Here is a 25,787-nt window from a genome sequence, read left to right on the forward strand (position 1 = left end):
GGGCGGGGTGGACCCCAAGCGCTACCTGCGAGAGGCCGCGCTGGCGGCCCTGCGCGGGGAAGCGATTCCCCTGCCCAACCAGCTCGCGCAGTCCGCTGCGGGCTGACTCGCCACGGCACTCATTCCCACCTGTCTTGAGCTGACCGGGCGCCGCGCTGGCTGTCGCACCGCGGTGAGCGCTCCCTCATGCCCCGCGCTCGTCGTCAAGCTCCTCGACCACGGGGCTCGGCGAGCATTTACCCATTGTTCACCTGCACGCTTCCGGTGACGATCTGTTGAGTGATGCCGCCCGCATCCCGGAAGGGCCAGCCACTGCGGGCGCGCCGGAAGTTGAAGGTCAGGCAGTCGTGGTGTCGCAGCTCGTCTGGCGTCTTCGGCGTGCCCTTGCGCTGGAGGTAGGCGGGAGAGGCGCAGATGACGCGGCGGCTCTGCCCGAGCTTGTGCGCGAGCAGCGCGCTATCGGGCAGGTCGCCAATGCGAATGGCAACATCGGTCTTCTGCGCGAGCAGGTCGACCACGTCATCGGTCAAGCTGAGATCGACGATGACGTCGGGGTAGCGCGCGAGGAAGGCGGGAAGGGCGGGGACGACGAACTGGGAGCCAAAAGGAAGCGACGCGTTGACGCGCAGGCGGCCTCGTACCGCGCCCGCCGCAGCCGCCTGCTCGGCGTCGTTCAACTCCTGGAGGATGCGCTGTCCCGCCCGGTAGTAGGCCTCACCTTCCTCGGTGAGGCTCAGCGCGCGGGTCGTCCGCATGAAGAGACGGGCGCCAAGCCGGGTCTCCAGCCGGGTGATGAGCTTGCTGACCGCCGAGGGAGTGAGGCCCACGCTCCTGGCCGCCGCGGAGAATCCCCCCTCCTGCACCACCCGCAGGAAGACCTCCAGCTCGCCGGAGCGCTCCATGAGGATGCGCGCCATTCGTGAATCCCGTTCACAAGTATTGCAACCATCCTGTGAATGTTCAGCCCGGCACGCAAGGGTTATTCCAACCGCACGACGGCACGGCTCACGCCGCCCCTTTCTCAACCCCGACTGGGAGCTTTCATGGATCTGCAATTGAACAAGAAGACCGCGCTGGTCACTGGCGCCACGGCCGGCATCGGCCTCGAGATCGCGCGGACGCTGGCGGTCGAGGGCGCCGAGGTCCTCATCACCGGCCGCTCGCGGGCCAAACTCGAGCAGGCGGTGGAGGACATCCGAGCCTCCGGCGGCAAGCACATCCGCGGCGTGCTGGCGGATGCGGCGGCCGCCGAGGGCGCGGCCTTGATCCAGAAGGAGGCGAGCGACATCGACATCCTCGTCAACAACCTGGGCATCTACGAGAGCAAGCCCTTCGCCGAGATCACCGATGCCGACTGGCTTTCCTACATCAACGTCAATGTGATGAGCGGCGTGCGGCTGTCGCGGGCCTACTTCCCGGGCATGCTGAAGCGCAACTGGGGACGCATCATCTTCATCTCCAGTGAGTCCGCGCTCACCATTCCTCCGGACATGATCCACTACGCGACGACCAAGACGGCGCAGCTGTCCATCTCGCGAGGGCTCGCCAACCTGACGAAGGGCACGAAGGTGACGGTCAACTCGGTGCTGCCGGGACCCACGCACTCGGAGGGCATCGTCGACTTCCTGCGCAGCGTGTCAAGTGAGCCCGAGGCCCCGGCCGACAAGATCGTCGCCGAGTTCTTCGCCAGACACCGGTCGTCCTCGCTCCTTCAGCGGATGATCGAGCCGGGGGAGATCGCCAGCCTGGTCGCCTATCTGGCCAGCCCCCTGTCCGCCGCCACGAACGGCGCGGTGCTCCGCGCCGAAGGAGGCCTCGTCACCACCATCAGCTGAGAGGGCGCGGGGAAGCTCGGCCATGCGCCCTCGCAGCAAAACCTGATGCCCTGAAGCGTGGAGCGTGCGGACGCTCGGGCATCAGGACTTCAGGAAGGTGTTGTTCTCGCCGAACCGCTGATGGTGCCAGTAGGGGTAGGCGAGGGGCGTGCTGCTCGCCGCGTCGAGCTTCGCCACCTGCTTCGGGGTGAGGTTCCAGCCGATCGCGCCCAGGTTCTGGCGCAGTTGCTCCTCGGTGCGTGCGCCGATGATGACGTTGGCGACCGTCGGCCGCTGCAGCAGCCAGTTGATGGCCACCTGCGGCACCGTCTTGCCGGTCTCCGCCGCCACCTCGTCGAGCGCATCCACGACCCGGTAGAGGTACTCCTCGGGGATCTGGGGACCACCCGCGGCCGTCTGGGTGTTTTGGAGCCGGGTGCCCTCGGGCAGGGGCTGGCCGCGGCGGATCTTGCCCGTCAACCGGCCCCAACCCAGCGGGCTCCAGGCGAGCGCGCTGACCTTCTGGTCGAGCCCCAGGGGCATCAGCTCCCACTCGTAGTCGCGCCCGACGAGCGAGTAGTACGCCTGGTGGGCCACGTAGCGCGAGAGGTTGTGGCGCTCCGCCACGCCCAGCGACTTCATGAGGTGCCAGCCCGGGAAGTTCGAGCAGCCAAGGTAGCGGACCTTCCCGGCGCGCACGAGGTCGTCGAGCGTGTTGAGTGTCTCCTCGACGGGGGTGATGGGGTCGAAGCCGTGAAGCTGGAAGAGGTCGATGTAGTCGGTGCCCAGGCGGCGCAGGCTCCCCTCGACCGCGCGGGTCAGGTGGTAGCGAGACGAACCCGCGTCGTTGGGACCGGAGCCCGCGCGAAGGGTGGCCTTGGTGGAGATGATGGCCCGATCACGGCGGCCCTTGAGCGCCTGGCCGAGGATCTCCTCGGCCATTCCGCCCGAGTACACGTCGGCCGTGTCGAACATGTTCAGCCCGGAGTCGAGGGAGATGTCGACGAGCCGGGTGGCCTCCTTCACGTCGCTGCTGCCAAAGCCCTTGAAGAACTCGTTGCTGCCTCCGAACGTCCCCGTGCCGAGACTGAGGACGGGAACCTTGAATCCTGATGCGCCGAGCTGTCTGAATTCCATGGAGTAGACCTGCTGGTTGGGGGCCCGCGTTCGTGCGGAGCGGCTCCCAAGTTACCCAAACTGAGGAAAGAGTTGCTCCTCATGGAGGCGGCGGGATTCGAAGCTGCTAACGGCGGCTCCGCCCCCACTCGGAGCCAGAGGCACACTCCCCGTTTCCCCTCTGAAAATGGGGCGCCCATCTGTCCGGGCGAGTCCAGGCGCGTCCGTTCGATTTGGTCCTTTTATGGGCCCCTTGGGCACCTCGCCGGGCAGTGGGCCTGATCCGGCTCTGTGGACGGTGGATGTGTACCCGTCCGGCGGACGACGTGCTGCGGGTGCTTGAGGGCGGACGAGGGTCGTGCTCGGCGGCGGTCGCGAGCTGGCTGGAGGCGATGAGCAGGGCGAGCCGCGAGCGCGGGAGCGCTCAATGAGGAGCCCACGGCGCGCAGTCCTTCCGGTCCACCAATGATGGGAACGTCACGCCGCGAGAGAGTGTCAAAGAACTCAAGCGACACCACGAGATACGACACGCGGAGGGAAGGAGAAGAGAGGAAAGCTCGCCGAGAGGTCCCCTCTCCTCCACCGAGCCGCCAGACCCGATGCACCCCACGGGCCAGCCGTAAGTCCTCGGAAAGAATTGGGGACCGGGAGGTTCACCCGTCCATGCCAGGTCTCCTCCCTCGTCTCGAGTCCTTTGACACCGCCTCCGGTGCTCCTCGGCTCCTCCGCACCAGCCCTCATCTTCAACCGGCCTCCCATTTTTCCTATGCTCCGCGCAAACGCCGCGCTCCGCCGGGTTGAGAACGGAGTCCTCTTCCATGCAGCCTGCTCATCGCCATCGCGGCTCGCTGGCCCGATCGACGCTCATCAAGATGGGCGTGCGTGTCGCGGTGGTCATCGCCCTGGCCACCCTCTTTAGCTACTTCCACTTTCTGCACACCCTGCAAGGTGAAGCGCTCATGGACTTGGAGCGCTACGTCACCGAGCGTAGCCAGCAGGAAGAGGCCCTCTTCGTGCTAGCGGAGGACAATCACGCCATCCTCCAGAAAGCCATGGTGGAGAGGCTCCTCGTTCTTGAACAGGAGGACGTGAGCGCACGTTTTGACAGCCTCTTCGCGTTGATGCCCGACGGTACCATCCGCAACCGCCCTGAACGCTTCGACGGCACGAGGATGCCTTCCGTCTTCGTCTCCCGCGGCAGAGCGCTCGACGCGGAGGGGCGCCGACGCCTCCTCGCCGCGTATGACGTGATCGCCCAGTACGGACCCGCCCTGCATTCGCGCTTCACGAATACTTACGCCGCCCTTCCGGAGGATGCGTCCGTGCTGTACTGGCCGGAGCACCCTACGTGGAGTCAGGAGGTCAAGAGGTCCCTTTCGTTCGCCAAGGTCTACGAGCCGAGTCCGCCCGAGAAGAATCCTGCGCGGCGTACGGTCTGGTCCGGCATCTACTCGGATCCGGTCACCCACCAATGGATGGTCTCGGTTGTCACGCCACTGGACCTGGATGGCCACCACATCGCGAGCTTCGGCCACGACGTACTGCTCAATGAACTGATGGCCCGCACCATCCGGGACAGCCTACCTGGCGCCGACAACATGATCTTCCGCGACGATGGCCAGCTCCTCGCGTATTCCAAGATGCCAATGACGGGTACAACGCGCCCCTACAACATCCTGTACGGATCCTGGCCATCATCGGAGGCCCTCCTCGAGCAGGATGGCACCGTGCAGCAGCGATACCACCTGCGCGCCATCCTCAAGCGGGTGAAAAATCGCCTGCCCGGCCAGACCGTGTTGGAACTGCCGGAGTACGGCGAGTACGTCGCCGTGGCGCGGCTGAAGGGCCCGGACTGGAACTTCGCCACGATACTACCCAGGGACGTAGTATCCCTGGCCGCCTTCCAGGCGGCACGCTACATTCTGGTATTCGGTCTGGCGTCGCTCGTGATGGAATTGCTCATCATGTCCTGGGTGCTCCGGCAGCAGCTCACCCGCCCGTTGCAAGCTTTTACCCAGGCCACCGACCAAGTGGCGACCGGAGACTTCCAGGTCGCCCTTGCGAGTTCGCGCGACGATGAGCTGGGACGGCTGGCCCATGGCTTCGAGCTGATGGCCCAGGAGGTCCAGCGGCGAGAGACGGCCCTGCGTCAGGCCAACGAGGGACTGGAGAGCCGCATCCAGGAGAGGACTCGGGAATTGCAGGAGAAGAATCTTGAGCTCAAGGGAGCGCTGGTACAGCTGAAAGAGGCGCAGGAATTGCTGGTGCAGAAGGAGAAGCTGGCCTCGCTCGGAGCACTGACGGCGGGCATTGCCCACGAAATCAAGAACCCGCTCAATTTCGTGAACAACTTCGCCCAGCTCTCGGTGGGGCTCGTGGAGGACCTGCGCGAGGCGCTGGAGGCATCGCGGACGGGATTGGACGACTCCGAACGTGAGCGGATGCTCGAGTTGCTCGAGTGGCTGGAGCAGAACGTCCGGAAGATCGATGAGCACGGAAGGCGGGCCGACGGCATCGTGCGCAACATGCAGATGCACACGCGAGCGGGTGAGCGCATGCCCATGGACCTGAACGCACTGCTGGAAGAGAACCTGGGCCATGCCACCGGGAGCACGTGCTCCACCCATCCGGGACTGGAGCTGGCCCTGCGCAAGGACCTGGACCCCTCTGTGGGAAAGGTGGACGTGGTGCCCCAGGACTTCGGGCGGGCCATCCTGAACCTGCTCGACAACAGCCTGTACGCCGTTGTGCAGAAGAAGAAATCTACGGGCGAGGGTTTCACTCCGGAACTGAGCGTGAGGAGCCGGAGCACGAGCACGCAGGTGGAGATTCGCATCCGGGACAACGGCACCGGTATCCCGCGCAAGCACCAGGAAAAACTCTTCACGCCCTTCTTCACCACCAAGCCCGCGGGCTCGGGAACAGGACTGGGGCTGTCCATCGCCTACGACATCGTAGTCCGGCAGCACCGGGGCGAGCTGCGGATCGAATCTACGGAGGGCCAGTTCACCGAGTGCCTCATCGTGCTCCCCAAGTCCCCGGTGAGCGCCTGAGCCCCCCTCTGGTCCCCGCGCAAGAGTGGCAACACCATCGGCCTCTACACCACGTTCCCGTGGGAGTCCCTCTGCGCCGAGGTGGCGAAGCTCCAGGTGCAGCGCCACGAGCGCGGCCAGCTCGTCCGGCTGCCCCTCGCGGCCTCGGCCGAAAAAGAAAGCCCCGAAGCACCTGATGGCGCCCGGGGCGTTGCTACATCCCTTGCTACAGCCTCCCGGAAAGCTGAGTCCTTTCCAGGAGATACAGAGTGGAGGCGGCGAGAATCGAAGCCGCCAAGGGCGGATGGCGTGTGGTAGACCGCCCGGCAGCGAGGAGCGGGCAATGGACAAGGTGAAGAAAGAGGAAACGGTGGCAACCGGCACGATCCATGTGCGTGGCGCGCGGGTGAACAACCTCCAGAACATCTCGCTCGACCTGCCGAAGAAGAAGATCACCGTGTTCACCGGCGTGTCGGGCTCGGGCAAGTCGTCGCTCGTGTTCGATACCCTCGCCGCCGAGTCGCAGCGGCTGCTCAACGAGACGCTGCCAACCTTCGTGCAGACCTTCCTGCCGCGGCAGCCCCAGCCCGACGTCGACGCCCTCGAGAACCTCTCGGCGGCGATCATCGTCGACCAGTCGCGGATCGGCGGAAACAGCCGCTCCACCGTCGGCACCGTCAGCGACACCGCGGGCCTGTTGCGGCTGTTGTTCTCGCGCCTCGGCAAGCCGGCCGTGCCCCGCCCGAGCGCCCTGTCGTTCAATGATCCCCTGGGCCTGTGCAAGGCCTGCGACGGCATCGGCGTCGTCTCGTCCATCGACGTGAAGGGACTGGTCGACGAGAGCAAGAGCCTCCAGGAAGGGGCTTTGTTGTTCCCCGGGTTCGCCGTCGATTCCTGGTTCTACAACATCATCAGCGGCTCGGGCTTCTTCGACCTCAAGAAGAAGATCGCCGACTACTCCTCCGAGGAGCGGCACAAGCTGCTCCACGAGCCCGAGTGCAAGGTCAAGATCAAGGTGGGCACCAAGATGATGGGCTCCACCTATGAAGGGCTGATTCCCAAGATCCGCCGCCTCTATCTGTCGAAGAACCTCGACGACCTGCAGGCCAACCTCAGGAACGCGCTCGAGCCCATCCTCACCCGGGAGCCCTGCTCGGAATGTGGTGGCACCCGCCTGAACGCCGCGGCCCTCGCCTGCCGCGTCGACGACGGCGCGGGACACGCCCTCAACATCTCCGAGGCCACGGCGTTGCCGGTCGATGAGCTGCTGGAGCTGATCAACCGGAAGAAGAGCGGCTTCGACGATGCCGCCACCGCGCCGGTACGGGATGCCCTCGCCCGGCGCCTGCAGTCCCTCGCCGACATCGGCCTCGGCTACCTCTCGCTCGATCGCGAGAGCAGCACGCTCTCGGGGGGCGAGTCGCAACGGGTGAAGATGGTCCGGGCGCTCGGTTCGAGCCTCACCGATCTGACCTACATCTTCGACGAGCCGAGCATCGGCCTGCACCCCGCCGACCTGCACCGCCTCAACACCCTGCTCGTGCAGTTGCGCGACAAGGGAAACACGGTGCTCGTCGTCGAGCACAAGCCGGGGGTCATCGCCATCGCCGACCACATCGTCGACATCGGCCCTGGCGCTGGTGAGCACGGCGGCCGCGTCGTCTACGAAGGCGACGTCGAAGGCCTGAAGAACTCATCGTCGGTGACGGGGCAGGCGCTGAGTCAGAAGCCGGTGACGAAGTCGCAGACGCGAACGCCCACCGGGTGGATCGAGCTCCGCGATGTGACCCTGCACAACCTGAAGAACCTGAGCGTCCGCATCCCCAAGGGCGTCTTCGTCGTCGTCACCGGTGTCGCCGGCTCGGGTAAGAGCTCGCTCATCCGCCAGACACTTCCACAGCGCATCAAGGACGTCGTGGTCATCGACCAGAGCCTGGCCCGCGGTTCGAGCCGCTCGAACCTGGCGACGTGGACGGGAATCCTCGACGCCGTCCGCAAGCTGTTCGCGACGACGAACAAGGTCTCGGAGTCATTGTTCTCCGCGAACTCCAAGGGCGCCTGCCCCGAATGCCAGGGCCTGGGCGTCGTCTACACCGACCTCGCCCACCTGGACCCCGTCGCCATGCCCTGCGAGGCCTGCGGTGGCCGCCGCTTCACCGATGCCGTCTTGAAGCACAAGGTGCGTGGCCGCTCCATCGGCGATGTCTTCGACTTCTCGGTCGAGGACGCCGCCGCCTTCTTCGTCGAGCCCGCCATCCACGGACCGCTTCAGTCCCTTGTCGACGTCGGGCTCGGCTACGTGCGCCTCGGCCAACCGTTGAACACGCTGTCCGGCGGTGAGCGCCAGCGCATGAAGCTCGCGCGCAGCCTGCACGAGCCCACGCCCCTGGCGATCCTCGACGAGCCGACGACCGGACTGCACTTGAAGGACATCGACCGGCTGGTGGCGATGATCGATCGTCTCGTCGACACGGGCACGTCGGTCATCGTCATCGAGCACCATCCCCGGGTCATCCGCCGCGCCGACTGGATCATCGACATGGGACCGGGTGCCGGCCACGACGGCGGCCGCATCGTCTTCGAAGGACCCCCCGAGGGCCTGCTGAAGCACCCGGCCTCGTTGACCGGGAAGTGGTTGTCCCAGGAAGGCTGACCGCGTCCAGCCGCGACTCAGGCATCCCGCCCAGAAGGGCCTCCTCGCCACGCTTCTCCAGGTCCCGGGCAGGGGGGCTGATGGCGCACTCGTCGTCATCTCCTGCCATTCCTAACTTGAGACTGGGTCTGGTGCGCTCGCGCGGACGAGGCCCGGGGGGACATCAATGGGGTGCGCGAATCCCATGTGCGGCTTCTTCAGGGCCAGGGGAAGAAGCTTCAGGGGGCCGGCGAGCTGAGCGAGGGGTCGCTTCCCCTCGTGTTCGCCTTCCAGAGCGAAGGCCCCTTCCTGCTCCTCCAAGGAGGGTGACGGGATGGCTTTCGACAAATGGCTGGAGATCGTTCTCGAGCGCAACGAGGACGGGATGCGCGCCCTTGCCGTGGGCGGACGAGGAGAGCAACCCACCCCCGTCCTCCTCGGTCCCGGCTTCTCTCCCGAGTCGCTGAAACAGTTCTCGCAAGCGGTGAGGATCGCGGCCAGCAAGGGCCAGCAACTCGACGACGCATGGCGCGAGCGGGCCCAGGTGCTCCACCATGACCTCTTCCGGGAGGACATCCAGACGGTGTGGGCGCGGCTCCAGGAGGCGGCGGATGGTGGCCCGGTCCTGCTGCGGCTGATGCTCCACGCGGGGGAGCTCCAGTCCGTTCCCTGGGAGGCGCTGCGCGAGTCCGGGTCGGCCACGGGTTTCCTGGGGAGCTCGGCAGACGTGCTCCTGGCGCGGGGCGTGCGCTCGAATGAACCCTGGAGTCCCCGCCTGGTCTCTGGCGCGGTCCGGGTCCTCCCCGTTTCCCCCACGGACACGCAGGCCCTCCTGGTGCTCAAAGGCGCGCTCGCCGAGGGCATCGCGGCCGGCGAGATCGAATGGCTCGAGCCGCTCACGGGCCCGCACGCGAGCTGGGACTTCCTGTCCAACCGCCTGGGGCAGGAGCCCTTTCCCCATGTCATCCATTTCATCGGCCATGGCTGTGTCGACCAGGGCACGCCCAGGCTCTGCCTGGTGGACCTCGATGGGGAGCCCTCCTGGATAGACGTGGAGCTGCTGGGACAGCAAATCCAGGAGCGGTTGCGCAAGTTCCTGCGGTTGATCGTCCTCGACGCATGCGAGGGCGCCAATCCCGGGGCCCTGGCTTGTGCGGCGGAGTTGCTCGCGAGGGATGGAGCGGATGCCGTCGTTGCCCACCTCTGGCCCGTCCGGGCGGATGTGGCCCGGAAGTCCTCGGCGGCCTTCTACCGGAGTCTCACCGGCAAGGCCGTGCAGCGGGGCGACGTGGCGCGTGCCCTCAACCATGCCCGGAGGGCCGTGCTCTCCGGCTTCGATTGCAGCGCCGAGGCCTTTTCACCGGTGCTCTACCTGCGTGGACACGACCCCGTCCTGTTCGAGTTCCAGGGCCGGATGCTCTCTCCTCCTCGGCCCGTCTCCTCGAACGAGGGCGTGGGCCAGCCGCCTCCGGTCCTGCGGCAGCTGATGAAGGGGCCCTTCACCCTGCTGTTGGGGGACCAGTGGAGGGACGAGCGCCTCCTGCTGGAGGGCTTTCACGAGCGGTTGTGTGAGGAGCTCGCGAAGGATGACAGCGCCGAGCTCTCCAACCTGCCGTTGAGCGCCCTTTCCGAGCGGTATGAGCTGCGGTTCGGGGAGAGCAACCTGAATGACGAGCTCGAGCGGGTGTTCGAGAGCGCCGGGACCGCGTCGCCCTTCATCGCGAACCTGGCGCGGCGGCTCGAGCCCGGAGTCCACATCACGCTGCTGCGGCTCCCCGTGCTGGAGCTCGCCCTGGCCGAGCAGCGGCCGGAGCTCACGCTCTATGCCATCCAGCCACCGGAGCGGGGAGAGCGGGGGCCGAGCACGATGATGCGGCGCGAGGCCGGCGCGTCTGGCTGGGAGCGGCTCCTCAAACCCCCCCGGGTGTCCGAGCTGGAGCAGGGGCTCGTGGTGCTCCGGCTCTACCGGGGCTACCTGCCGACGAAGCGCTTCAAGCGGCCCCTCATCACCGAGGACGACTACCTCCTGGGCATCCAGGCGCTGAAGGATCTGCCGCCGATCGAGCTCTACGACTTCATCGCGGGCAACCTGCACACCCGGCCCGTCCTCCTGCTGGGAATGTCGATGCTGTCATGGCACCACCGCATGCTGCTCTACCGGCTCTTCGAGATGAGGCCCCTGCCGCGCGGAAGCATGGCGCTCCTCGAGCCGGAGGCGGGAAAGAAGGAGCGGACCCTGTGGGAGGACGGTCAGTGCCTGCCGGGAAAGGTCGGCGTGCAGGTCATTGAAGCGAGTGTCTCGGAGCAGGCGGTGCCACTCGACATGTTCGCGGAGGGGGGAGCGCCATGACGGGAGAAGAGCGGGTCAATCCCTTTCCGGGACCGAGGCCCTACCGGGCTCGGGAGCGGGAGCGTTTCCTGGGGCGGGAGGAAGCCACCCTGTTGCTGGCCAACAGAATCCTGGCCCACGCGTGTGTGATGCTCTTCGGCCCCTCGGGGTCGGGCAAGTCGTCGCTGATGCAGGCCGGAGTGGTGCCCATGCTGGAGAAGCGCCATGGCATCCGCACGGTGTCGGTGGATGCGTGGCTGACTGGAGAGGCGCCGCACGAGAGGCTGGTGCGGACGATGTACACCCGCTTCGCGCTGGGAGAGGTGCCGGAGGGAATGGGCATGTCCGAGGCGCTCGATGAGGCCATCCGGCTGGCGGAGCGTTATTCGGAGCAGCCCATCCTCATCTATCTGGATCAACTGGAGCAGTTGTTGCTGCCGCACAGGGCGCCGGGGGCGGTGGGCGAGCTGCTGGAGAGCCTGGAGGTCCTGGCGCGCAAGCCCATCCAGGGACTGCATCTGGTGCTGGTGCTGAGGGAGGACTACCTGGGGCGGTTCCGGGACAGGGCTCGCGAGCGGCGGGTGCTGTGGGATCAGGGCTTCCGGCTGGGACCGCTCACGGTGGGAGAGGCGGTGGAGGTGGCGTGTCAGCTGGCGGGAATGGGCGTGCCGGCACAGCAGTGGGACGAGAAGGAGAGCCGCAAGCTGATGCTGCAGGTGAGGGCGAGCGGACAGGCGGAGACGGACGAGGCGGAGGTGGAGGCGGCGTTCGCCCAGATTGTCTGCCGGGCGTTGTGGGAGGAGCGGGCGGAGAAGGGAGCGGTGGTGGGGGAAGTGGACGCGGAGCCCATCCTGCACAGGTACCTGGATGCGACGCTGGATGGGTTGGGGCCGCTGAATGCGGATGCCAGGATGCTACTGGAGGAGCACCTGGTGGCGAGCGACGGCACGCGGCGGCTGCTGATGGAGCAGGAGGCGCGGGATGCGCTGCCGCGGGGAGCAGCGGACAAGATCCTGACGAGCCTGGAGAAGGCGGCGGTGCTCCGGGCGGAGGAGCACCGGGGGAGCCGCTACTTCGAGCTGGGGCACGACTGGCTGGCCAGGAAGGTGCTGGAGCTCCGGCAGGAGCGGCTGACGGCGGAGCAGGAGCGGCTGAAGCGGGAAGAGGAGGAGCGGAGGCAACAACGGGAGCGGGCCAGCCGGCGCAGGCTGAAGCGCATCGCGGCGGTGTCCCTGGCGGTGGCGCTGCTGATGGGGGGCTTGTTGCTCTGGACGTTGCGCGCCAGGCGTCAGGCCGTGGTGCAAGCCGTGATGGCGACCGCTCAGCGGCAGATGGCGCGTGAGCAGCCCGATGTCTCGCTCGGGCTGCTCTCGGAGGTCCGGCATCCGGAGAAGGTGCGTGGGTGGGTGGAGCTGTCGCATCGGTCGCTGGCTTCGACCCGTCTGGTGGCGGAGCTCCCTGCGTCGGGCCGGATCTCAGCCGCCGCGTTCAGCCCGGATGGGACGCTCGTGGTGATGGCCTCCGATGACGGGACGGCGTGGGTGTGGCGGGCGGACGGGACGGGCGAGCCGGTGGTGTTGCTGGGACACACGGAGCCGCTCAGGAGCGCCGCGTTCAGCCCGGACGGTGAGCGGGTGGTGACGGCCTCCCGGGACGGGACGGCGCGGGTGTGGCGCGTGGACGGCACGGGCGAGCCGGTGGTGTTGCGCGGCCACGCGAAGCCGCTCACGGCCGCCACGTTCAGCCCGGACGGGAAGTGGGTGGTGACGGCCTCACGGGATGGGACGGCGCGGGTGTGGCGAGCGGACGGGACGGGATGGCCAGGGGTGTTGTCGGGGCACGAGGAGGAGCTCTCCTCGGCCACGTTCAGCCCGGACGGGAAGTGGGTGGTGACGACTTCCCTGGATGGGACGGCACGGGTGTGGCGAGCGGACGGGACGGGCGAGCCGGTGGTGCTGCGGGAGAACATGATGAGGATGCCCGAGTCCGCCGCGTTCAGCCCGGACGGGAAGTGGGTGGTGACGGCCTCCCGGGATGGGACGGCGCGGGTGTGGCGAGCGGACGGGAAGGGCGAGCCCGTGCTGTTGATCGGACACAAGGAGCCGCTCACGTCCGCCGCGTTCAGCCCGGACGGTGAGCGGGTGGTGACGGCCTCCCGGGACGGGACGGCGCGGGTGTGGCGAGCGGACGGGAAGGGCGAACCGGTGGTGGTGGAAAGGCACACGAAGCCGCTCACGTCCGCCGCGTTCAGCCCGGACGGCCAATGGGTGGTGACGGCTTCCGAGGACGGGACGGCGCGGGTGTGGCGAGCGGACGGAAATGGCCTGCTGGCGGTGCTTCGGGGACACAAGAATCCGCTCACGACCGCCTCGTTCAGCCCGGGTGGTGGGCGGGTGGTGACGGCCTCCAAGGACGGGACGGTGCGGGTGTGGCACGTGGCCGGGACGCGCGGGCCGGTGGTGTTGCAGGAGGACAAGAAGCCGCTCACGTCCGCCGCGTTCAGCCCGGATGGGAAGTGGGCGGTGACGGTTTCCCGGGACGGGACGGCGCGGGTGTGGCGAGCGGACGGGACGGGCGAGCCCGTGCCGCTGCAAGAGGACGGGGAGCGGGTCACGTCCGCCGCGTTCAGCCCGGATGGGAAGCGGGTGGTGACGGTTTCCCGGGACGGGACGGCGCGGGTATGGCGAGCGGACGGGACGGGCGAGCCCGTGGTGCTCAAGGGGCACACGGAGCCGCTCACGTCCGCCGCGTCCAGCCCGGAAGGGGAGCGGGTGGTGACGGCTTCCGAGGACGGGACGGCGCGGGTGTGGCGAGCGGACGGGATGGGCGCACCCGTGCCGCTGCGAGAGGACGGGGAGTGGGTCACGTCCGCCGCGTTCAGCCCGGATGGGAAGCGGGTGGTGACGGTTTCCCAGGACGGGACGGCGCGGGTATGGCGAGCGGACGGGACGGGTGCGCCGGTGGTGCTGCGGGAGGACGAGGAGCCGCTCACGTCCGCCGCGTTCAGCCCGGATGGGAAGCGGGTGGTGACGGTTTCCCAGGACGGGACGGTACGGGTATGGCGAGCGGACGGGACGGGCGCGCCGGTGGTGCTGAAGGGGCACGCGGGGTCGGTCACCTCCGCCACGTTCAGCCCGGATGGGAAGTGGGTGGTGACGGCGTCCCTGGACGGGACGGCGCGGGTATGGCGAGCGGATGGGACGGGCGAGCCGGTGGTGCTGCGGGAGGATGAGAAGCCGCTCACGACCGCTGCGTTCAGCCCGAAGGGGGATCGGGTGGTGACGGTTTCCATCGAGGGAGTCGCGAGAATCTGGCCCGTTTCCGTTGAAGCCATCAGGGAGTTGCTCGGGGAGTCCAGCACCCTCTGTCTCTCCCCCGATCAGCGCCGGACCTATCTCGAGGAGAGCAAGAGAGAGGCTTGGAAGAGATACGAGGCGTGCGAACGCTTTTTCGGCCGTACCCCGAGGCGTGCCACATCCAGCTGATCATCAAAGGAGAGCTCCATGCGAAAAGCCCATGTCTCGCTGATTGTCACGCTGAGCCTGCTCGCCGTCTCCGCCATGGCCGAGGAGTACACCCATCAGGAGAGTGGTCTGACATTCAATCTGCCCCGTGGGTGGCAGACCGGACAGGATGGCGACGTCCTCACCGTCATCAGTCCGGACCAGACGGTCGCCATGCTCTTCATGGTGACCGATATCGATAGGTCCGATGATCTGGTGGAGGCCGTCACCACGGAGGTCGAGAGCCTCCAGGATGTACAGCTGACCAGCGAGCCCGTCATCCAGCGAGTCAACGGCCTGATCCAGGTCCATGCCGAGGGCATCGGTACCTGCGAGAGTGGGGAGATATGTAATTGGGATCTCACCCTCGTGACAGGCGCCAGCAAGAACCTCCTTGTGGTGGCCCTGGGTGATATCGAAGGCCACCAGACAGCCATCAACCGCGTGTACACCTCCATCACGGCCGATTAGTGGAGCAAACGGGGCAACTCTGGCCGTTGGAATGCCGCCGCTTCATCGCCGGCCCGGTGGATGAGGCGGCCCGCTGCTGAGCCAATGGGGTTGTCGCGAGAAGCCGGTGGGAATCATCGCATTCTTGGAAAACGGCTCGCCCCGATTCGCAACGGACACGCTATTGAAATGCCGTTGCTGATGCATTGACGTTCCCTTCGGGAATGAAGGAACCTCTGGAACTCAACTGGAGGAACGCAATGCTGCGAGACATGTTGCTCAAGAGCCTGGGGTTCGTTGCGGTCATCGCGCTGGCGGGATGTGGCGCCTCGGTGGACAAGGCCACGGAGTCCCATCTGACCAGCCAGGAGCAGGAACTGCTGCCCATGTGCAAGGTGGATGATCCCAAGCCCTGTCCGGATGGGTACTACTGTGACGGCAAGACGTGCCGTCCGAGCCTCTGAGCTGAACCTACGGAGAGGAGGCGGCGGGAGTCGAACCCGCGGAGGCGCATCCCGCGGGTTCCTGGAGTCACCGTCCGTCAGGGCTTCAGGTACGGACCATCCGAGCCCACCTTGCCGGGAGCCGGGTTGCCGGGCAGGTCGAGCACATACACACGCAGGTTGCCCTTGCCCGAGACACTGGCCGTCAGCGAGCCGTTGCTCACGGTCTTCACATCACCGGTGATGGCGTCCTTGTAGGTTCCATTGGGGATGCCGCTGAAGGTGGCACCGCCGGAGATGGTGACGAGCACGAAGCTGTCCACGCCCTTGGACGCGTCGGTGAAACGCCGCTTGAAGGCCATGCCGCCCGTGACGCCCTCGGTCGAGTACTGGCCCTTCTGGAGCGCGGGAATCCCGCGGCGCAGCTGATTGAGTCGTTGCAGATGCTTGACCAGCGGCTTGTTGAGCGTCTCCGAGACCTTGCCGGAAGCGCTGCCCACCACACCGAATCCGGAGGCCGTGACGCTGCCCTCGAGGTTGTCGCCGTAGTACGCACGGCCGGTGGTGGCCAGCGCGCAGGTGGGGCCACAGTCGATCTGCCTGCCCGCCTGGAACTCGATCTCCGAGCCGTAATACAGCGTGGGGATGCCGCGGAAGGTCCACATCAGGCTCATGTTCTCGGCCCAGGCGTCGGTGCCTCCGGCGTAGCGGGTGCTGGACTTGTTGGGGCCGTAGTCGTGTGAATCCACGTACACCACGTTGTAGGTGGCGTCGTTGTAGCTGTCGTCCGAGTCCTTGCCGTTCCACCAGGCATTGCTGGCCTCGCCGAAGTTCATGTGCATGCGCATGTCGATGACGCTCATGCCGGAGAACTGGCTGTGATCCGGGGCGTGGTACAGGTTGCCCTGGAGGAAGGCATTGGTGGACGTGGGCTGGTTGGACGTGCCCTGGGTCTGCTCGTAGTTGTACTGCTCGAGCGCGGCCGCGGTGTCATCCGCGCTATAGGTCTTGCGCTCCTTCCACGTGAAGAACTGCGCCGAGTGGTTGGGCGAGCCACGGTTCCACTTGTCGTTCACGAACGAGCCGACCTCGCCGAACATGAAGAAGTCCCGGCCCTTGGCGCCGAACTTCTCCTCGGCGTGCTGGTGGGCCGCTGGCAGCAGGCGCCGGTTCCAGGTGACGCGCGGAATGTGGACCGCCGTGTCGATGCGGAAGCCGTCCACGCCCATGTCGATGTACTTGTTGTAGACGCCCACCAGGAACTGCTGCACCGGCGTGCTCTCGGTGTTGAAGTCCGCCAGGTCCTCGTGAATCCAGCAGCTGCGCGAGTCCTCGCCCTCCCAGTTCCCGATCCAGCACTGGTGGAAGTACTGCGAGGGGAACATGCCCGAGGTGGGGTTGGGCCACTGGCAGTTGTAGACCTTGTAGCCCTCGGCGCTGTAGCCCCCCGTGTGCACGCCCCAGTTGCGGCACGTGTTGCCCGCGGGCTCGGACGTCGACCACAGGTCCCCGTTGTAATAGGACTTTCCGCTGGTGGGCTCGACGGTGAGCCCGTCATAGGTGAAGCCGGAGACGGGCGCGTCGTAGTACCAGCTCCACTGGCTGTCGCGCACCCCGTAGACCTTGGCGTTCCACAGTCCCTTGGCGCCCCAGCGGCTGGAGTGGTTGTAGACCACGTCCTGGATGATCTTGATGCCCTTGGTGTGGGCCGCGTTGATGAGATCCTGGTAGGTGGCACCCGGAGACTCCAGGCGCGGATCCACCTTGTGGAAATCCCAGCCGTGATAGCCGTGGTAGTCGTAGTCCGAGCGGTTGAGCACCACGGGGGTGATCCAGATGGCGGAGAAGCCCAGGGCCTTGATGTAGTCGAGCTTCTGGATGAGGCCCTTGAAGTCACCGCGGAACATGGGGTCGTTGTTGGCGGCGTTGCCCGACTTGACGTGCATGCTGCCACCGCGGTTGTTGGACGAGTCGCCATCGTAGAAGCGCGCGGTGAGCACGAAGTAGATGGAGTCCTCGCGGATGTCTCCGCCCAGGGGTTCTCCCGGGGGAGGTGGAGGCGGCGCGCTGCCGGTGGTGGCCGACACGGAAGCGCTGGCGGAGGACTTGTTGCCGGCCGCGTCGAAGGCCTTCACGGTGTAGCTGTAGGCGGTCTGGGCCGTCAGGCCGGTGTCGCTGTAGCTGGTGAGTGACGTGGTCCAGGTCCTCGTGCCCTGGGTCCCCCCGGTGCGCACGAGCTCGTATCCCGTGACGCCCCGGTCATCGGTCGAGGCACTCCAGGAGAGGTTGATCTGCGTCCCCGAGGCCGTGGCGATGACGCCCGAGGGAATGGACGGCGCGGAGGTATCCGGGGGCAGCGTCACGCACGGAGTGGATGCGTTGGCGGTGACGACGCCATCCCTGACGGTGATCAACCCCGTGCCCAGGGAGTAGTCCGAGCCGTTGTTGTTGTCCCAGGTGGTGCCGTTGTTGAACGCCGCCTTCATGCCGGTGGCCGAGCCCAGGTCCACGGTCTTCTTCACCCAGCCGGTGCAGGCGGTCTCGTTCATGGCGGCGCCGGGCACGGCCGTCCACGAGCCGCCGGCCGGCGCGTAGTGGATGTTGGCGGAGGTCCAGGCGCGGGTGCGCGTGTAGTAATAGACCTCGGCCCTGTTGCCCGCGGGGGTGGTGATGGACAGGGCAGGGCTGGCGGCGGACACGTTGCCCGCCGCATCCACGGCCCTCACGGTATAGCTGTAGGCCGTGGAGGCGGTGCGTCCGGTATCGGTGTAGCTCGTGCTGGTGGCCGAGCCGATGAGCGTGCCCGCGCGGTAGACGTCGTAACGGACCACGCCCACGTTGTCGGTGGAGGCGCTCCACGAGAAGGCGATGGACGTGGACGTCACCGTGCCCGCCGTCAGCGCGCCAGGCGCGGTGGGGGCCTGGGTGTCGGCGGCACACGGCGAGCCCGCGTTGGCCAGGAGCTGGCCGTTCTTGACCTGGTGGGTGCCCGCCGTGGGGATGACGTAGTTGGCGCCCGACTGGTTGTTGAGGTTGTCCCAGCGGTTCTGGCCGTCGGTGAAGACCGCCTGGAAGGTGGTGGCCGTGCCCGTGGTGATGGTCTTCGTCACCCAGTTCGTGCAGGCCGCGCTCATCGCGTCGCCCGGCACGGCCGTCCAGGTGCCAGTGGCGTTGTGATGGATGGAGGCGGACGTCCAGGCCTTATAGGGCGTGTAGTAGTAGACCGTTGCCGTGCCGGCGAGCGCGGGCGCGCTCGAGAGCGCCAGGATCAACGCGCACAGCGCTGACCCTCTCGAGGGAAGCTTCATGGGATTCTTTCCTTGCGTATCGGGGGAAAACGCGGACAGCCCGGAAAGGTTGACCGAGCTCTGACCACTTGGAAAGCGGGAAGCAGACCACTTGGAAAGTGGGAAGCGGACCCCTGATCCAAGGAGGGCGTCACCGGCCCACCTGGGGGGTGCTTGACGGATTCGGTATTGCGAATTATTCTCAATTGCAACTTGGGGCCACGTGGTGTGGCCCTTCGTCGTGTGAGCCTCGAATGATCGTCTGCCTCTGCCATGTCGTCTCGGACCGAACCATCCGCGCCCGCATCTCGGAGGGTGCCCGGAGCGTGGAGGCCATTGGGGAGACCTGTGGGGCGGGGACGGGGTGCGGGGGTTGCCAGGAGCAGATCGCGGATCTGATCAAGGAGTGTCGTCAGGGAGCCAACGGACGTTCTGCCTGTCGGGACAGTTGTGCGGTCCCCGCGCTGCAACTAGCGTCCACGGCCCTATGAAAGGCCACCCCCAGATCATCGACCTTCTCAACGACATCCTCACCACCGAACTGACGGCCATCAACGAGTACTTTCTTCACGCGCGTATCGCGGAGAACTGGGGGTACGAGCGGCTGCAGAAGAAGATCTACGAGGAGTCCATCGGCGAGATGAAGCACGCCGACCGGCTCGTGCGGCGCATCCTCTTCCTGGGCGGTCTGCCCAACCTCCAGCGCCTGGGCAAGGTGAACGTGGGGGAGACGGTCCCCGAGATGCTCCGCCTGGACCTGGACCTGGAGCTCGGCTCGCAGAAGCGCCTCAACGAGGGCATCGAGCTGTGCCGCACGCTGGGGGATAACGGCAGCCGGGAGCTGCTGGACAGCATCCTCGAGGACACCGAGGAGCACATCGACTGGATCGAGGCCCAGCTCGAGCTGATGAAACAAGTGGGAGAGGCGCACTACCTCGCCCAGCAGATCAAGAAGGAGAGCTGAGCGCTCCCGGGATGCTCTCGTGTTGTGACGGAGTGGCACGGGGCGCTCGTGGAGAAGCCCCATGCACGCCGCAGAACGAACGAGCGAACGAACGTCCCGAAGAGGTCCCTTTCCCATCAAGGTCCGCGTCCTGGAGGTCCTCCGCACCCAACGGCTGTCGCCGGACATGGTGCGGGTGACGCTCGGGGGGCCGGAGCTGGAGGGTTTCCGGAGCGAGGGGGCGGACGATCACGTCCGTCTGTTCTTCGCCGCTCCGGGAGAGCGCAGGCCCGTGGTGCCCACGGGCATGGGGCCGCGAGGCCTCGAGTTCCCCCCGGACAAGCCCCGGCCCGCGCTGCGCGACTACACCCCCCGGCGGTTTGACGCGGCGGCGGGTGAGCTGGACATCGACTTCGTCATCCACGGCTCGGGGCCCGGCTCCACGTGGGCCTCCCAGGCCAGGCCGGGAGACCTGCTGGGCCTGGCGGGTCCTCGCGGCTCGCTGCTCGTCACCTACGACTTCGACGCCTACGTGCTCTTCGGGGACGAGACCGCGCTGCCGGCCCTCACCCGCAGGCTCGAGGAGCTGCCCGAGGGCGCGCGTGCCCTGGTCTTCGCCGAGGTGGCCAACGCCGAGGCGCGGGTGCCCGTGAGCACCCGGGCGAACCTGGAGTTGCACTGGCTCCACCGCGACGGGGCGCCTCCCGGCACGGCGAGCTTCCTGGAGCCGGCCATTCGCGGCCTCACGCTTCCTCCGGGCGACGTCTACGTCTGGGGCGCGGGCGAGTCCACCCTCATGCGCACCCTGCGCCTGCACCTGCTCAACGAGCGGGGTCTGCGCAAGGAGTGGGTGAACCTCACCGGCTACTGGAAGCGCGGTGTCGAGGATCACGACCACGACGAGGAGTGAGTTCCCGCCTGGGGGGGGCGGCGCGGTCCGCGTGCCTTCTAGTTGAGAACGATTCGCATTGTCATTTTCACCAAATCACGGTAGAGGGGGCGCAGATCCCCATGGAGAACCCCATGAGCAAGCACCCGTCACTGCCCCGTCCCAACGCGGGCGAATTGAAGCTCGAGAACTCCCAACGTCTGTTGGCCGAAGCCAGGCGGCTGGTGCCCGGCGTGACCATGACCATGATGAAGCGGCCGGAGATGTTCGCCCCGGGCGCCTTCCCGGTCTTCCTCGCGCGAGGGCAGGGGGCCCTGGTGGAGGACGTGGATGGGCAGCAGTACATCGACTACGTCTGTGGCCTGGGCGCCAACTCGCTGGGCCACAACCACCCCGCGGTCCTGGCGGCGATCCGCGAGCACCTGGAGGAGGGCCTGCTGCACTCGCTGCCCACCGCCGTGGAGGTGACGGCCTCGCGCGCCCTGGTGGAGGCCACCCCCGGCGCGGAGATGGTGCGCTTCTTCAAGACGGGCGCGGATGCGACCTCGGCCGCGGTGCGGCTGGCGCGCTTCATCACCCGCAAGGATCGCATCATCACGGTGGGCTACAACGGCTGGCACGACCACTTCATGTATGACACGCCGGGCGTCCCCTCCGCCGTGGCCGAGTACACGCGCCGCCTGCCGCTCTTCGAGGAGCCGGAGGAGGCCGCGCTGCTGGCCCGGGTGGAGCAGGACGCGGGGCAGCTGGCCGCGGTGCTGCTGTCCGTGCCCTTCAACCGCCCCCTGAACCGCGACTTCCTGCACCAGCTGCGCGCCGCGTGCACGAAGCACGGCGTGATGATGATCCTCGACGAGGTCATCACCGGCCTGCGGCTGGCGCGGGGCGGTGCCCAGGAGTTCTTCGACGTGAAGGCCGACTTCGTCTGTTTGTCCAAGGCCATCGCCGCGGGCATGCCCCTGTCGGCCGTGGCCGGCCCGGCCCAGTACCTCTCCAAGCTCTCCGAGCTCCAGGTGTCCACCACCTTCGGCGGTGAGATGCTGTCGCTGGCCGTCTGCGAGGCCGTCCTCCGCGAGTACCGCGAGAACGATCACATCACGCACATGATGTCCATGGGACGGCGGCTGCGCGAGGGCATCAACGCCCGGGCCGAGCGGCTCGGCTCGCAGCTGCGGGTGCTGGGTTACGACGGCATTCCGCTCTTCCGTTTCTCCAAGGACCTCGCCGAGAACGCGAAGCTCACGCAGCCCTTCCAGGCCGGCATGGCCCGCCGGGGCGTGCTGCTGCGCCGCGACCTCAACTTCCTCAGCCCGGCGCACACCGTGGAGCAGATCGACTACACCGTCGACATGGTGGAAGAGACGCTGCGCGAGAACGCCCAGCGCGCCGCCGGGGCGAACGCGGCCTGAGTCTCCCTCCCGCTCCCTTCCCCTCCACCGGTGGAGGGGAGGGGCGTCATTGTGAAGTTGCAAATCAAAATCAATATGTCATGCTGCCTCCATGGCATCGATCCACTCGGTCGAGGAACTGGAGCGCACGGTCGGCTCTCGTCCTGTCGGCGTCATGATGAAGTCGCTGGACGCCCTGGATGAGCACTGCGTCCGGCTGCTCGGCCTGTCGTCGTTCGCCGCCATCGGTTTCATCGACGGGGAGGGGAGGGCGCGGGTCACGACGGCAGGGGGCGCGCCGGGCTTTGCCCGGGTGGAGGACGCCACGCATGTGCGGCTCGAACTGCCCGGCCCCATCCCGCTCGATCCCTCGGTGGGATGCGGGCTCCTGTTCTTCATCCCCGGGCTCGGAGAGACGCTCCGGTTGAATGGGCGCGCGACGCTGGAGGGGCACTCCCTCCGCGTTACCGTGGAAGAAACGTTCGTGCACTGCGCGAAGGCGCTCCTGCGCTCGGCGTTCTGGAAGCCTCCGGTAGCGGTGGCTCCGGCTCAGTCCGGCAACGAGGCGCCGGGGCCCTGGAGCGATCCGGCCGTGCGGGACTGGCTCTCATGGACGCCCTTCGTCGTCGTGGCCTCGTGGGACGCTCAGGGCCACGCGGACATGAGCCCGAAGGGTGACCCCGCCGGTTTCCTGCGGCTCGACGGAACGCGGCTGGCGGTCGCGGATCGGCCCGGCAATCGCCGCACGGACACGTTCCACAATGTCCTCGAGCAGCCACGGGCCGCGCTGCTCGCGCTGATTCCCGGCGAGCCGCGCGAACTGGAAGTTTCCGGCGCCGCCTCGCTCACCACCGAGCCCTCGCTTCTGGCGTCGATGGCGGTCGCGGACAAGGTGCCGAAGCTGGCCTTGCTGCTCGAACCCCACGAGGTGCGCCTCCGCGCCAGCCCGGCCATCGTCGGCGCGGGGCTGTGGGACGGCACGCGCCATGTTCCCGCGGAGCAGCTGCCGAAGATGGCCGACGTGTTCATCGACCACGTCAGGCGCAACCCCCAGCGCGGCGTCGCCGCGGCGGCCGTGCGCGCCCTGGCTTCGAAACGGGTAATGGACTGGGCCCTGACCCAGGACTACAAGAAGAACCTTTATTAGAGATTCCGGATTAGGGATTCCGATGAAACATCCAGCCTACTTGTTGCTGCTCATGAGCGCCGTCATCGCGAGCCCCCTCGCCCAGGCGGCGCTGATCAAGGGAGTCGACGGACAGAGCGTCGACATCGCCCCGCCCAAGCGGGTGGTCGCGGTCAACTCCTCGCTGGTGGAGATCCTGTTCGGACTCGGGAAGGGTGAGACCATCGTCGGTACCGACATCGGTGGGACCTGGCCTCCCGAGCAGGCGAAGATCACCAAGGTCGGCCACCCCTACCATCCCAGCCTCGAGGGCATCATCAGCCTGAAGCCGGAGCTCGTCCTGGCGACGGAGGAGAACCTCACCCCCGCCACCGCCGGGCAGCTTCGCAGTGCCGGGATTCCCGTCCTGGTTCTCGAGAACTCCTCCAAGGATGGGATCGACGGCCTCAAGCGGCGCATCGGCATCGTCGCGCGGCTCCTCAACGTCCAGGACGCCGGGAAGCGGATGATCCAGGAGCTCGACAAGCAGCGCTCGGAGCTGGACAAGAAGATCGCGGCGCTCGGGAAGAAGCCCCGGATCCTCTTCCTCTATGCCCATGGGCCTGGAGAAGCCTTCGTCTACGGCAAGGACACGGGCGTCCACGTGCTCATCGAGCTGGCGGGAGGCCAGAACGCCGCGGACTTCACCTCGGGAACCAAGACGCTGACGGCGGAGGGGCTGGTGTTGGCCTCCCCCGATGCGATCCTCATGATGAACCGCGGCCTCGAGGCCGTGGGTGGAGTCGACGGAGCGTTGAAGCTCCCAGGCGTGGCGCTGACGCCCGCGGGCAAGAACAGGAAGATCATCACCGTGGACGACACCATCCGCTGGGTCGGTCCCCGCTTCCCCCAGTTCGCGGACACGATCTTCAAGGCCATCCATGCAAAGCCTTCCCGGTGAGCGCGCCTGGCCGGTGGGGGAGTACGTCCCGAAGGTCCAGAGCAAGAGGACCCAGGGCCTGCTCCTCCTCGTGCCGTTCCTGCTCATGTGCGCGGTGGCCTCGCTGGGGGCCGGGGCCGTGTCCATCAGCCCGCTCCAGGTGATCTCCATCCTCCTGTCCCACGTCGGACTGCCACCGCTCGCCGAGTTCTCGGAACAGCAGGCGGCCGTCCTCACCGTCATCCGCCTCCCGCGCGTCCTCCTGGGCGTCCTGGTCGGTGCCGCGCTCTCCGTTGCTGGCGTGGCCCTTCAGGGGCTCTTCCGCAATCCCCTCGCGGATCCCGGGCTCCTCGGCGTGTCGAGCGGCGCCTCGCTCGCCGTGTCCGCGGTCACGGTGCTCAAGATCCAGCTCTTCGGGTTCTACACCTTCCCACTGGCGGCGTTCGCCGGGAGCCTCGGGGCGATCCTCCTCATCTCCTCGCTCGCCCAGGAGAACGGGAAGACCCATGTGACGATGATGTTGCTGTGCGGAGTCGCCATCAACGCCCTCTGCATGGCCGGAACCGGCCTCTTCACCTATCTCTCGACCGACGACCAGTTGAGGACCCTCACCTTCTGGCAGCTCGGCTCGCTGGCGGGAGCGACGTGGCCGCTGGTCTCCACCATCGCGCCCCTGGTCATCCTGTGCTCCGTGGGAATGGTGTCCCTGGCGAACCCGCTCAATGCGCTCCTCCTGGGTGAGGCGAACGCGGGCCACCTGGGCATCTCGGTGGAGCGGACGAAGTGGATGCTCGTGGCGTTCGTCGCCCTGGGTGTGGGGGCCTCGGTGGCCGTGTCCGGAATGATTGGCTTCCTCGGGCTCGTCGTCCCCCACCTCGTCCGGCTCTGGCTGGGCCCCAACCACCGTGTCCTGCTGCCCCTGTCCGCGCTCCTGGGTGCGTCGCTGCTGTGCCTCGCGGATCTGACCGCCCGCACCGTCGTGATCCCCTCCGAGCTTCCCATCGGCATCGTGACCGCGCTCGCCGGCGCGCCCTTCTTCCTGTACCTGCTGCTGCGGCAGCGGAGGACCCACGCGTTATGACCGTGGCACTCGAAGTCCGGGACCTCCATTGCCGTCTCGGCGAGACGCAGCTGCTGTCCGGCATCCACCTGACCCTGAATCCTGGCGAGCTCACGGTGGTCATCGGCCGCAATGGCGCGGGAAAGAGCACGTTCTTCAAGCACCTGGCGGGAGAGCTGCCGTGCCAGCGTGGAGAGATCCGCGTCTTCGGCGCTCCCATCGGCAGCGGCTCGAAGCCCGAGCTCGCCCGGAGGAAGGCGGTACTGCCCCAGACCACGAACCTCCAGTTCGCCTACGAGGCCCTGGAGGTCGTGATGTTGGGGCGGCTCCCCCACCAGCAGAATCGCCCGGAGTCCCGGGAGGACGTGCGGATCGCCCGGGCCTGCCTGGAGCGGGTGGGGCTCGAGGGGTATGAAGGGCGCAACTACCTGACGCTCTCGGGAGGGGAGCAGCAGCGCGTCCACCTCGCGCGGGCGCTCGCGCAGATCCACGAGAACACCGGAAGCCGGCTGCTCCTGCTGGATGAGCCCACGAGCAGCCTGGACGTGGCCCATCAGCACAAGACCTTGCGGATCGTGAAGGAGCTGACCCGGGAAGGCGTCGCGGCGCTCCTCATCCTCCATGACCTGAACCTGGTCGCCCAGTACGCGGACAAGGTCCTGGTCCTCGCCGAGCGTCAGGCCATTGCCTGCGGCTCGCCGCACGAGGTCATGACGTCGGACATCCTGAGCCGGGCGTTCGGCTTCCCGATGACGACCGTGCCTCATCCCTGGCTGGACTGCCCGATGATCGTCTCGGGAGCGCGGCCGCGCGAGGCGCCCCTCGAGCAGCACCCCTCTTGATGTGCCGCCAGTTC

At 67.2% G+C, this 25,787-nt stretch carries 18 protein-coding genes; 15 read left to right on the plus strand and 3 right to left on the minus strand.

Annotated features, from left to right (window positions below):
• Positions 1-236: 236 nt before the first annotated feature.
• Entirely contained in the window at positions 237-917 is a 681-nt protein-coding gene (locus BO221_RS16280; protein WP_083681091.1) for a LysR family transcriptional regulator, read from the minus strand.
• 126 nt (positions 918-1,043) lie between these two features.
• Between BO221_RS16280 and BO221_RS16285 the strand changes: the two genes are divergently transcribed.
• Positions 1,044-1,835, plus strand: coding sequence for an SDR family NAD(P)-dependent oxidoreductase (locus BO221_RS16285; protein ID WP_073561399.1), 792 nt, complete (start codon positions 1,044-1,046; stop codon positions 1,833-1,835).
• 81 nt (positions 1,836-1,916) lie between these two features.
• Here the strand turns inward: BO221_RS16285 and BO221_RS16290 are convergent, their stop codons facing one another.
• Positions 1,917-2,951, minus strand: a complete 1,035-nt coding sequence (locus BO221_RS16290; RefSeq protein ID WP_073561400.1) for an aldo/keto reductase — start codon at positions 2,949-2,951, stop codon at positions 1,917-1,919.
• A 797-nt stretch (positions 2,952-3,748) separates the two neighbouring features.
• Here BO221_RS16290 and BO221_RS16295 point away from each other — a divergent pair.
• The 6 genes from BO221_RS16295 (at position 3,749) to BO221_RS16320 (ending at position 15,340) form a co-directional block, all read left to right on the plus strand.
• Entirely contained in the window at positions 3,749-5,983 is a 2,235-nt protein-coding gene (locus BO221_RS16295) for a sensor histidine kinase (RefSeq protein WP_073561401.1), read from the plus strand.
• Between the two features lie 322 nt (positions 5,984-6,305).
• Complete coding sequence (locus tag BO221_RS16300) at positions 6,306-8,615, plus strand: excinuclease ABC subunit UvrA (protein WP_073561402.1); 2,310 nt, start codon at positions 6,306-6,308, stop codon at positions 8,613-8,615.
• 313 nt (positions 8,616-8,928) lie between these two features.
• Entirely contained in the window at positions 8,929-10,944 is a 2,016-nt protein-coding gene (locus tag BO221_RS16305; RefSeq protein WP_073561403.1) for a CHAT domain-containing protein, read from the plus strand.
• Positions 10,941-14,408, plus strand: a complete 3,468-nt coding sequence (locus tag BO221_RS16310; protein WP_073561404.1) for an LpqB family beta-propeller domain-containing protein — start codon at positions 10,941-10,943, stop codon at positions 14,406-14,408. Before BO221_RS16305 ends, BO221_RS16310 begins: the two co-directional genes overlap by 4 nt.
• Before the next feature lie 18 nt (positions 14,409-14,426).
• Complete coding sequence (locus BO221_RS16315; protein ID WP_073561405.1) at positions 14,427-14,897, plus strand: hypothetical protein; 471 nt, start codon at positions 14,427-14,429, stop codon at positions 14,895-14,897.
• 239 nt (positions 14,898-15,136) lie between these two features.
• Complete coding sequence (locus BO221_RS16320) at positions 15,137-15,340, plus strand: hypothetical protein (RefSeq protein WP_073561406.1); 204 nt, start codon at positions 15,137-15,139, stop codon at positions 15,338-15,340.
• 77 nt (positions 15,341-15,417) lie between these two features.
• On the opposite strand, the gene BO221_RS16325 is transcribed toward BO221_RS16320, so the two are convergent.
• Positions 15,418-18,627 (minus strand): carbohydrate binding domain-containing protein, encoded by a 3,210-nt coding sequence (locus tag BO221_RS16325; protein WP_083681092.1) that lies wholly within the window; start codon positions 18,625-18,627, stop codon positions 15,418-15,420.
• 233 nt (positions 18,628-18,860) lie between these two features.
• Between BO221_RS16325 and BO221_RS57620 the strand changes: the two genes are divergently transcribed.
• From BO221_RS57620 to BO221_RS16365, 8 genes are all read left to right on the plus strand, one after another.
• Positions 18,861-19,097, plus strand: coding sequence for a (2Fe-2S)-binding protein (locus BO221_RS57620; RefSeq protein ID WP_073561407.1), 237 nt, complete (start codon positions 18,861-18,863; stop codon positions 19,095-19,097).
• Positions 19,094-19,570 carry a bacterioferritin gene (gene bfr, locus BO221_RS16335; RefSeq protein ID WP_073561408.1) on the plus strand — a complete coding sequence of 159 codons (477 nt, stop codon included), beginning with the start codon at positions 19,094-19,096 and terminating at the stop codon, positions 19,568-19,570. The genes BO221_RS57620 and bfr overlap by 4 nt, the downstream gene beginning before the upstream one ends.
• Before the next feature lie 61 nt (positions 19,571-19,631).
• Complete coding sequence (locus tag BO221_RS16340) at positions 19,632-20,459, plus strand: siderophore-interacting protein (protein ID WP_073561409.1); 828 nt, start codon at positions 19,632-19,634, stop codon at positions 20,457-20,459.
• A gap of 113 nt (positions 20,460-20,572) precedes the next feature.
• A complete protein-coding gene (gene mxcL / locus BO221_RS16345) occupies positions 20,573-21,847 on the plus strand; it encodes a myxochelin B biosynthesis transaminase MxcL (RefSeq protein ID WP_304528713.1) in 1,275 nt (424 codons plus the stop codon).
• Positions 21,848-21,938: 91 nt separating this feature from the next.
• Entirely contained in the window at positions 21,939-22,973 is a 1,035-nt protein-coding gene (locus tag BO221_RS16350; RefSeq protein ID WP_073561411.1) for a pyridoxamine 5'-phosphate oxidase family protein, read from the plus strand.
• A gap of 22 nt (positions 22,974-22,995) precedes the next feature.
• The gene (locus BO221_RS16355) at positions 22,996-23,892 is read left to right on the plus strand and encodes a hemin ABC transporter substrate-binding protein (protein ID WP_073561412.1); all 897 of its coding nucleotides are present in this window, start codon (positions 22,996-22,998) and stop codon (positions 23,890-23,892) included.
• Positions 23,873-24,952, plus strand: a complete 1,080-nt coding sequence (locus BO221_RS16360) for an iron ABC transporter permease (RefSeq protein ID WP_073561413.1) — start codon at positions 23,873-23,875, stop codon at positions 24,950-24,952. Before BO221_RS16355 ends, BO221_RS16360 begins: the two co-directional genes overlap by 20 nt.
• A complete protein-coding gene (locus BO221_RS16365; protein WP_073561414.1) occupies positions 24,949-25,773 on the plus strand; it encodes a heme ABC transporter ATP-binding protein in 825 nt (274 codons plus the stop codon). The genes BO221_RS16360 and BO221_RS16365 overlap by 4 nt, the downstream gene beginning before the upstream one ends.
• Positions 25,774-25,787: the final 14 nt, after the last annotated feature.

This window comes from Archangium sp. Cb G35 (assembly GCF_001896145.1).
Taxonomy (GTDB): domain Bacteria; phylum Myxococcota; class Myxococcia; order Myxococcales; family Myxococcaceae; genus Archangium; species Archangium violaceum.

Excerpts from the sequence above, each read along its gene's own strand:
- BO221_RS16280 (WP_083681091.1), bottom strand. The coding sequence starts at position 917 with ATGGCGCGCATCCTCATGGAGCGCTCCGGCGAGCTGGAGGTCTTCCTG.
- BO221_RS16360 (WP_073561413.1), top strand. The coding sequence starts at position 23,873 with ATGCAAAGCCTTCCCGGTGAGCGCGCCTGGCCGGTGGGGGAGTACGTC.
- BO221_RS16305 (WP_073561403.1), top strand. The coding sequence starts at position 8,929 with ATGGCTTTCGACAAATGGCTGGAGATCGTTCTCGAGCGCAACGAGGAC.
- BO221_RS16340 (WP_073561409.1), top strand. The coding sequence starts at position 19,632 with ATGCACGCCGCAGAACGAACGAGCGAACGAACGTCCCGAAGAGGTCCC.
- BO221_RS16295 (WP_073561401.1), top strand. The coding sequence starts at position 3,749 with ATGCAGCCTGCTCATCGCCATCGCGGCTCGCTGGCCCGATCGACGCTC.
- BO221_RS16350 (WP_073561411.1), top strand. The coding sequence starts at position 21,939 with ATGGCATCGATCCACTCGGTCGAGGAACTGGAGCGCACGGTCGGCTCT.
- BO221_RS16320 (WP_073561406.1), top strand. The coding sequence starts at position 15,137 with ATGCTGCGAGACATGTTGCTCAAGAGCCTGGGGTTCGTTGCGGTCATC.
- BO221_RS16355 (WP_073561412.1), top strand. The coding sequence starts at position 22,996 with ATGAAACATCCAGCCTACTTGTTGCTGCTCATGAGCGCCGTCATCGCG.
- BO221_RS57620 (WP_073561407.1), top strand. The coding sequence starts at position 18,861 with ATGATCGTCTGCCTCTGCCATGTCGTCTCGGACCGAACCATCCGCGCC.
- BO221_RS16310 (WP_073561404.1), top strand. The coding sequence starts at position 10,941 with ATGACGGGAGAAGAGCGGGTCAATCCCTTTCCGGGACCGAGGCCCTAC.
- BO221_RS16285 (WP_073561399.1), top strand. The coding sequence starts at position 1,044 with ATGGATCTGCAATTGAACAAGAAGACCGCGCTGGTCACTGGCGCCACG.
- BO221_RS16325 (WP_083681092.1), bottom strand. The coding sequence starts at position 18,627 with ATGAAGCTTCCCTCGAGAGGGTCAGCGCTGTGCGCGTTGATCCTGGCG.
- mxcL (WP_304528713.1), top strand. The coding sequence starts at position 20,573 with ATGAGCAAGCACCCGTCACTGCCCCGTCCCAACGCGGGCGAATTGAAG.
- BO221_RS16290 (WP_073561400.1), bottom strand. The coding sequence starts at position 2,951 with ATGGAATTCAGACAGCTCGGCGCATCAGGATTCAAGGTTCCCGTCCTC.
- BO221_RS16315 (WP_073561405.1), top strand. The coding sequence starts at position 14,427 with ATGCGAAAAGCCCATGTCTCGCTGATTGTCACGCTGAGCCTGCTCGCC.
- bfr (WP_073561408.1), top strand. The coding sequence starts at position 19,094 with ATGAAAGGCCACCCCCAGATCATCGACCTTCTCAACGACATCCTCACC.
- BO221_RS16300 (WP_073561402.1), top strand. The coding sequence starts at position 6,306 with ATGGACAAGGTGAAGAAAGAGGAAACGGTGGCAACCGGCACGATCCAT.
- BO221_RS16365 (WP_073561414.1), top strand. The coding sequence starts at position 24,949 with ATGACCGTGGCACTCGAAGTCCGGGACCTCCATTGCCGTCTCGGCGAG.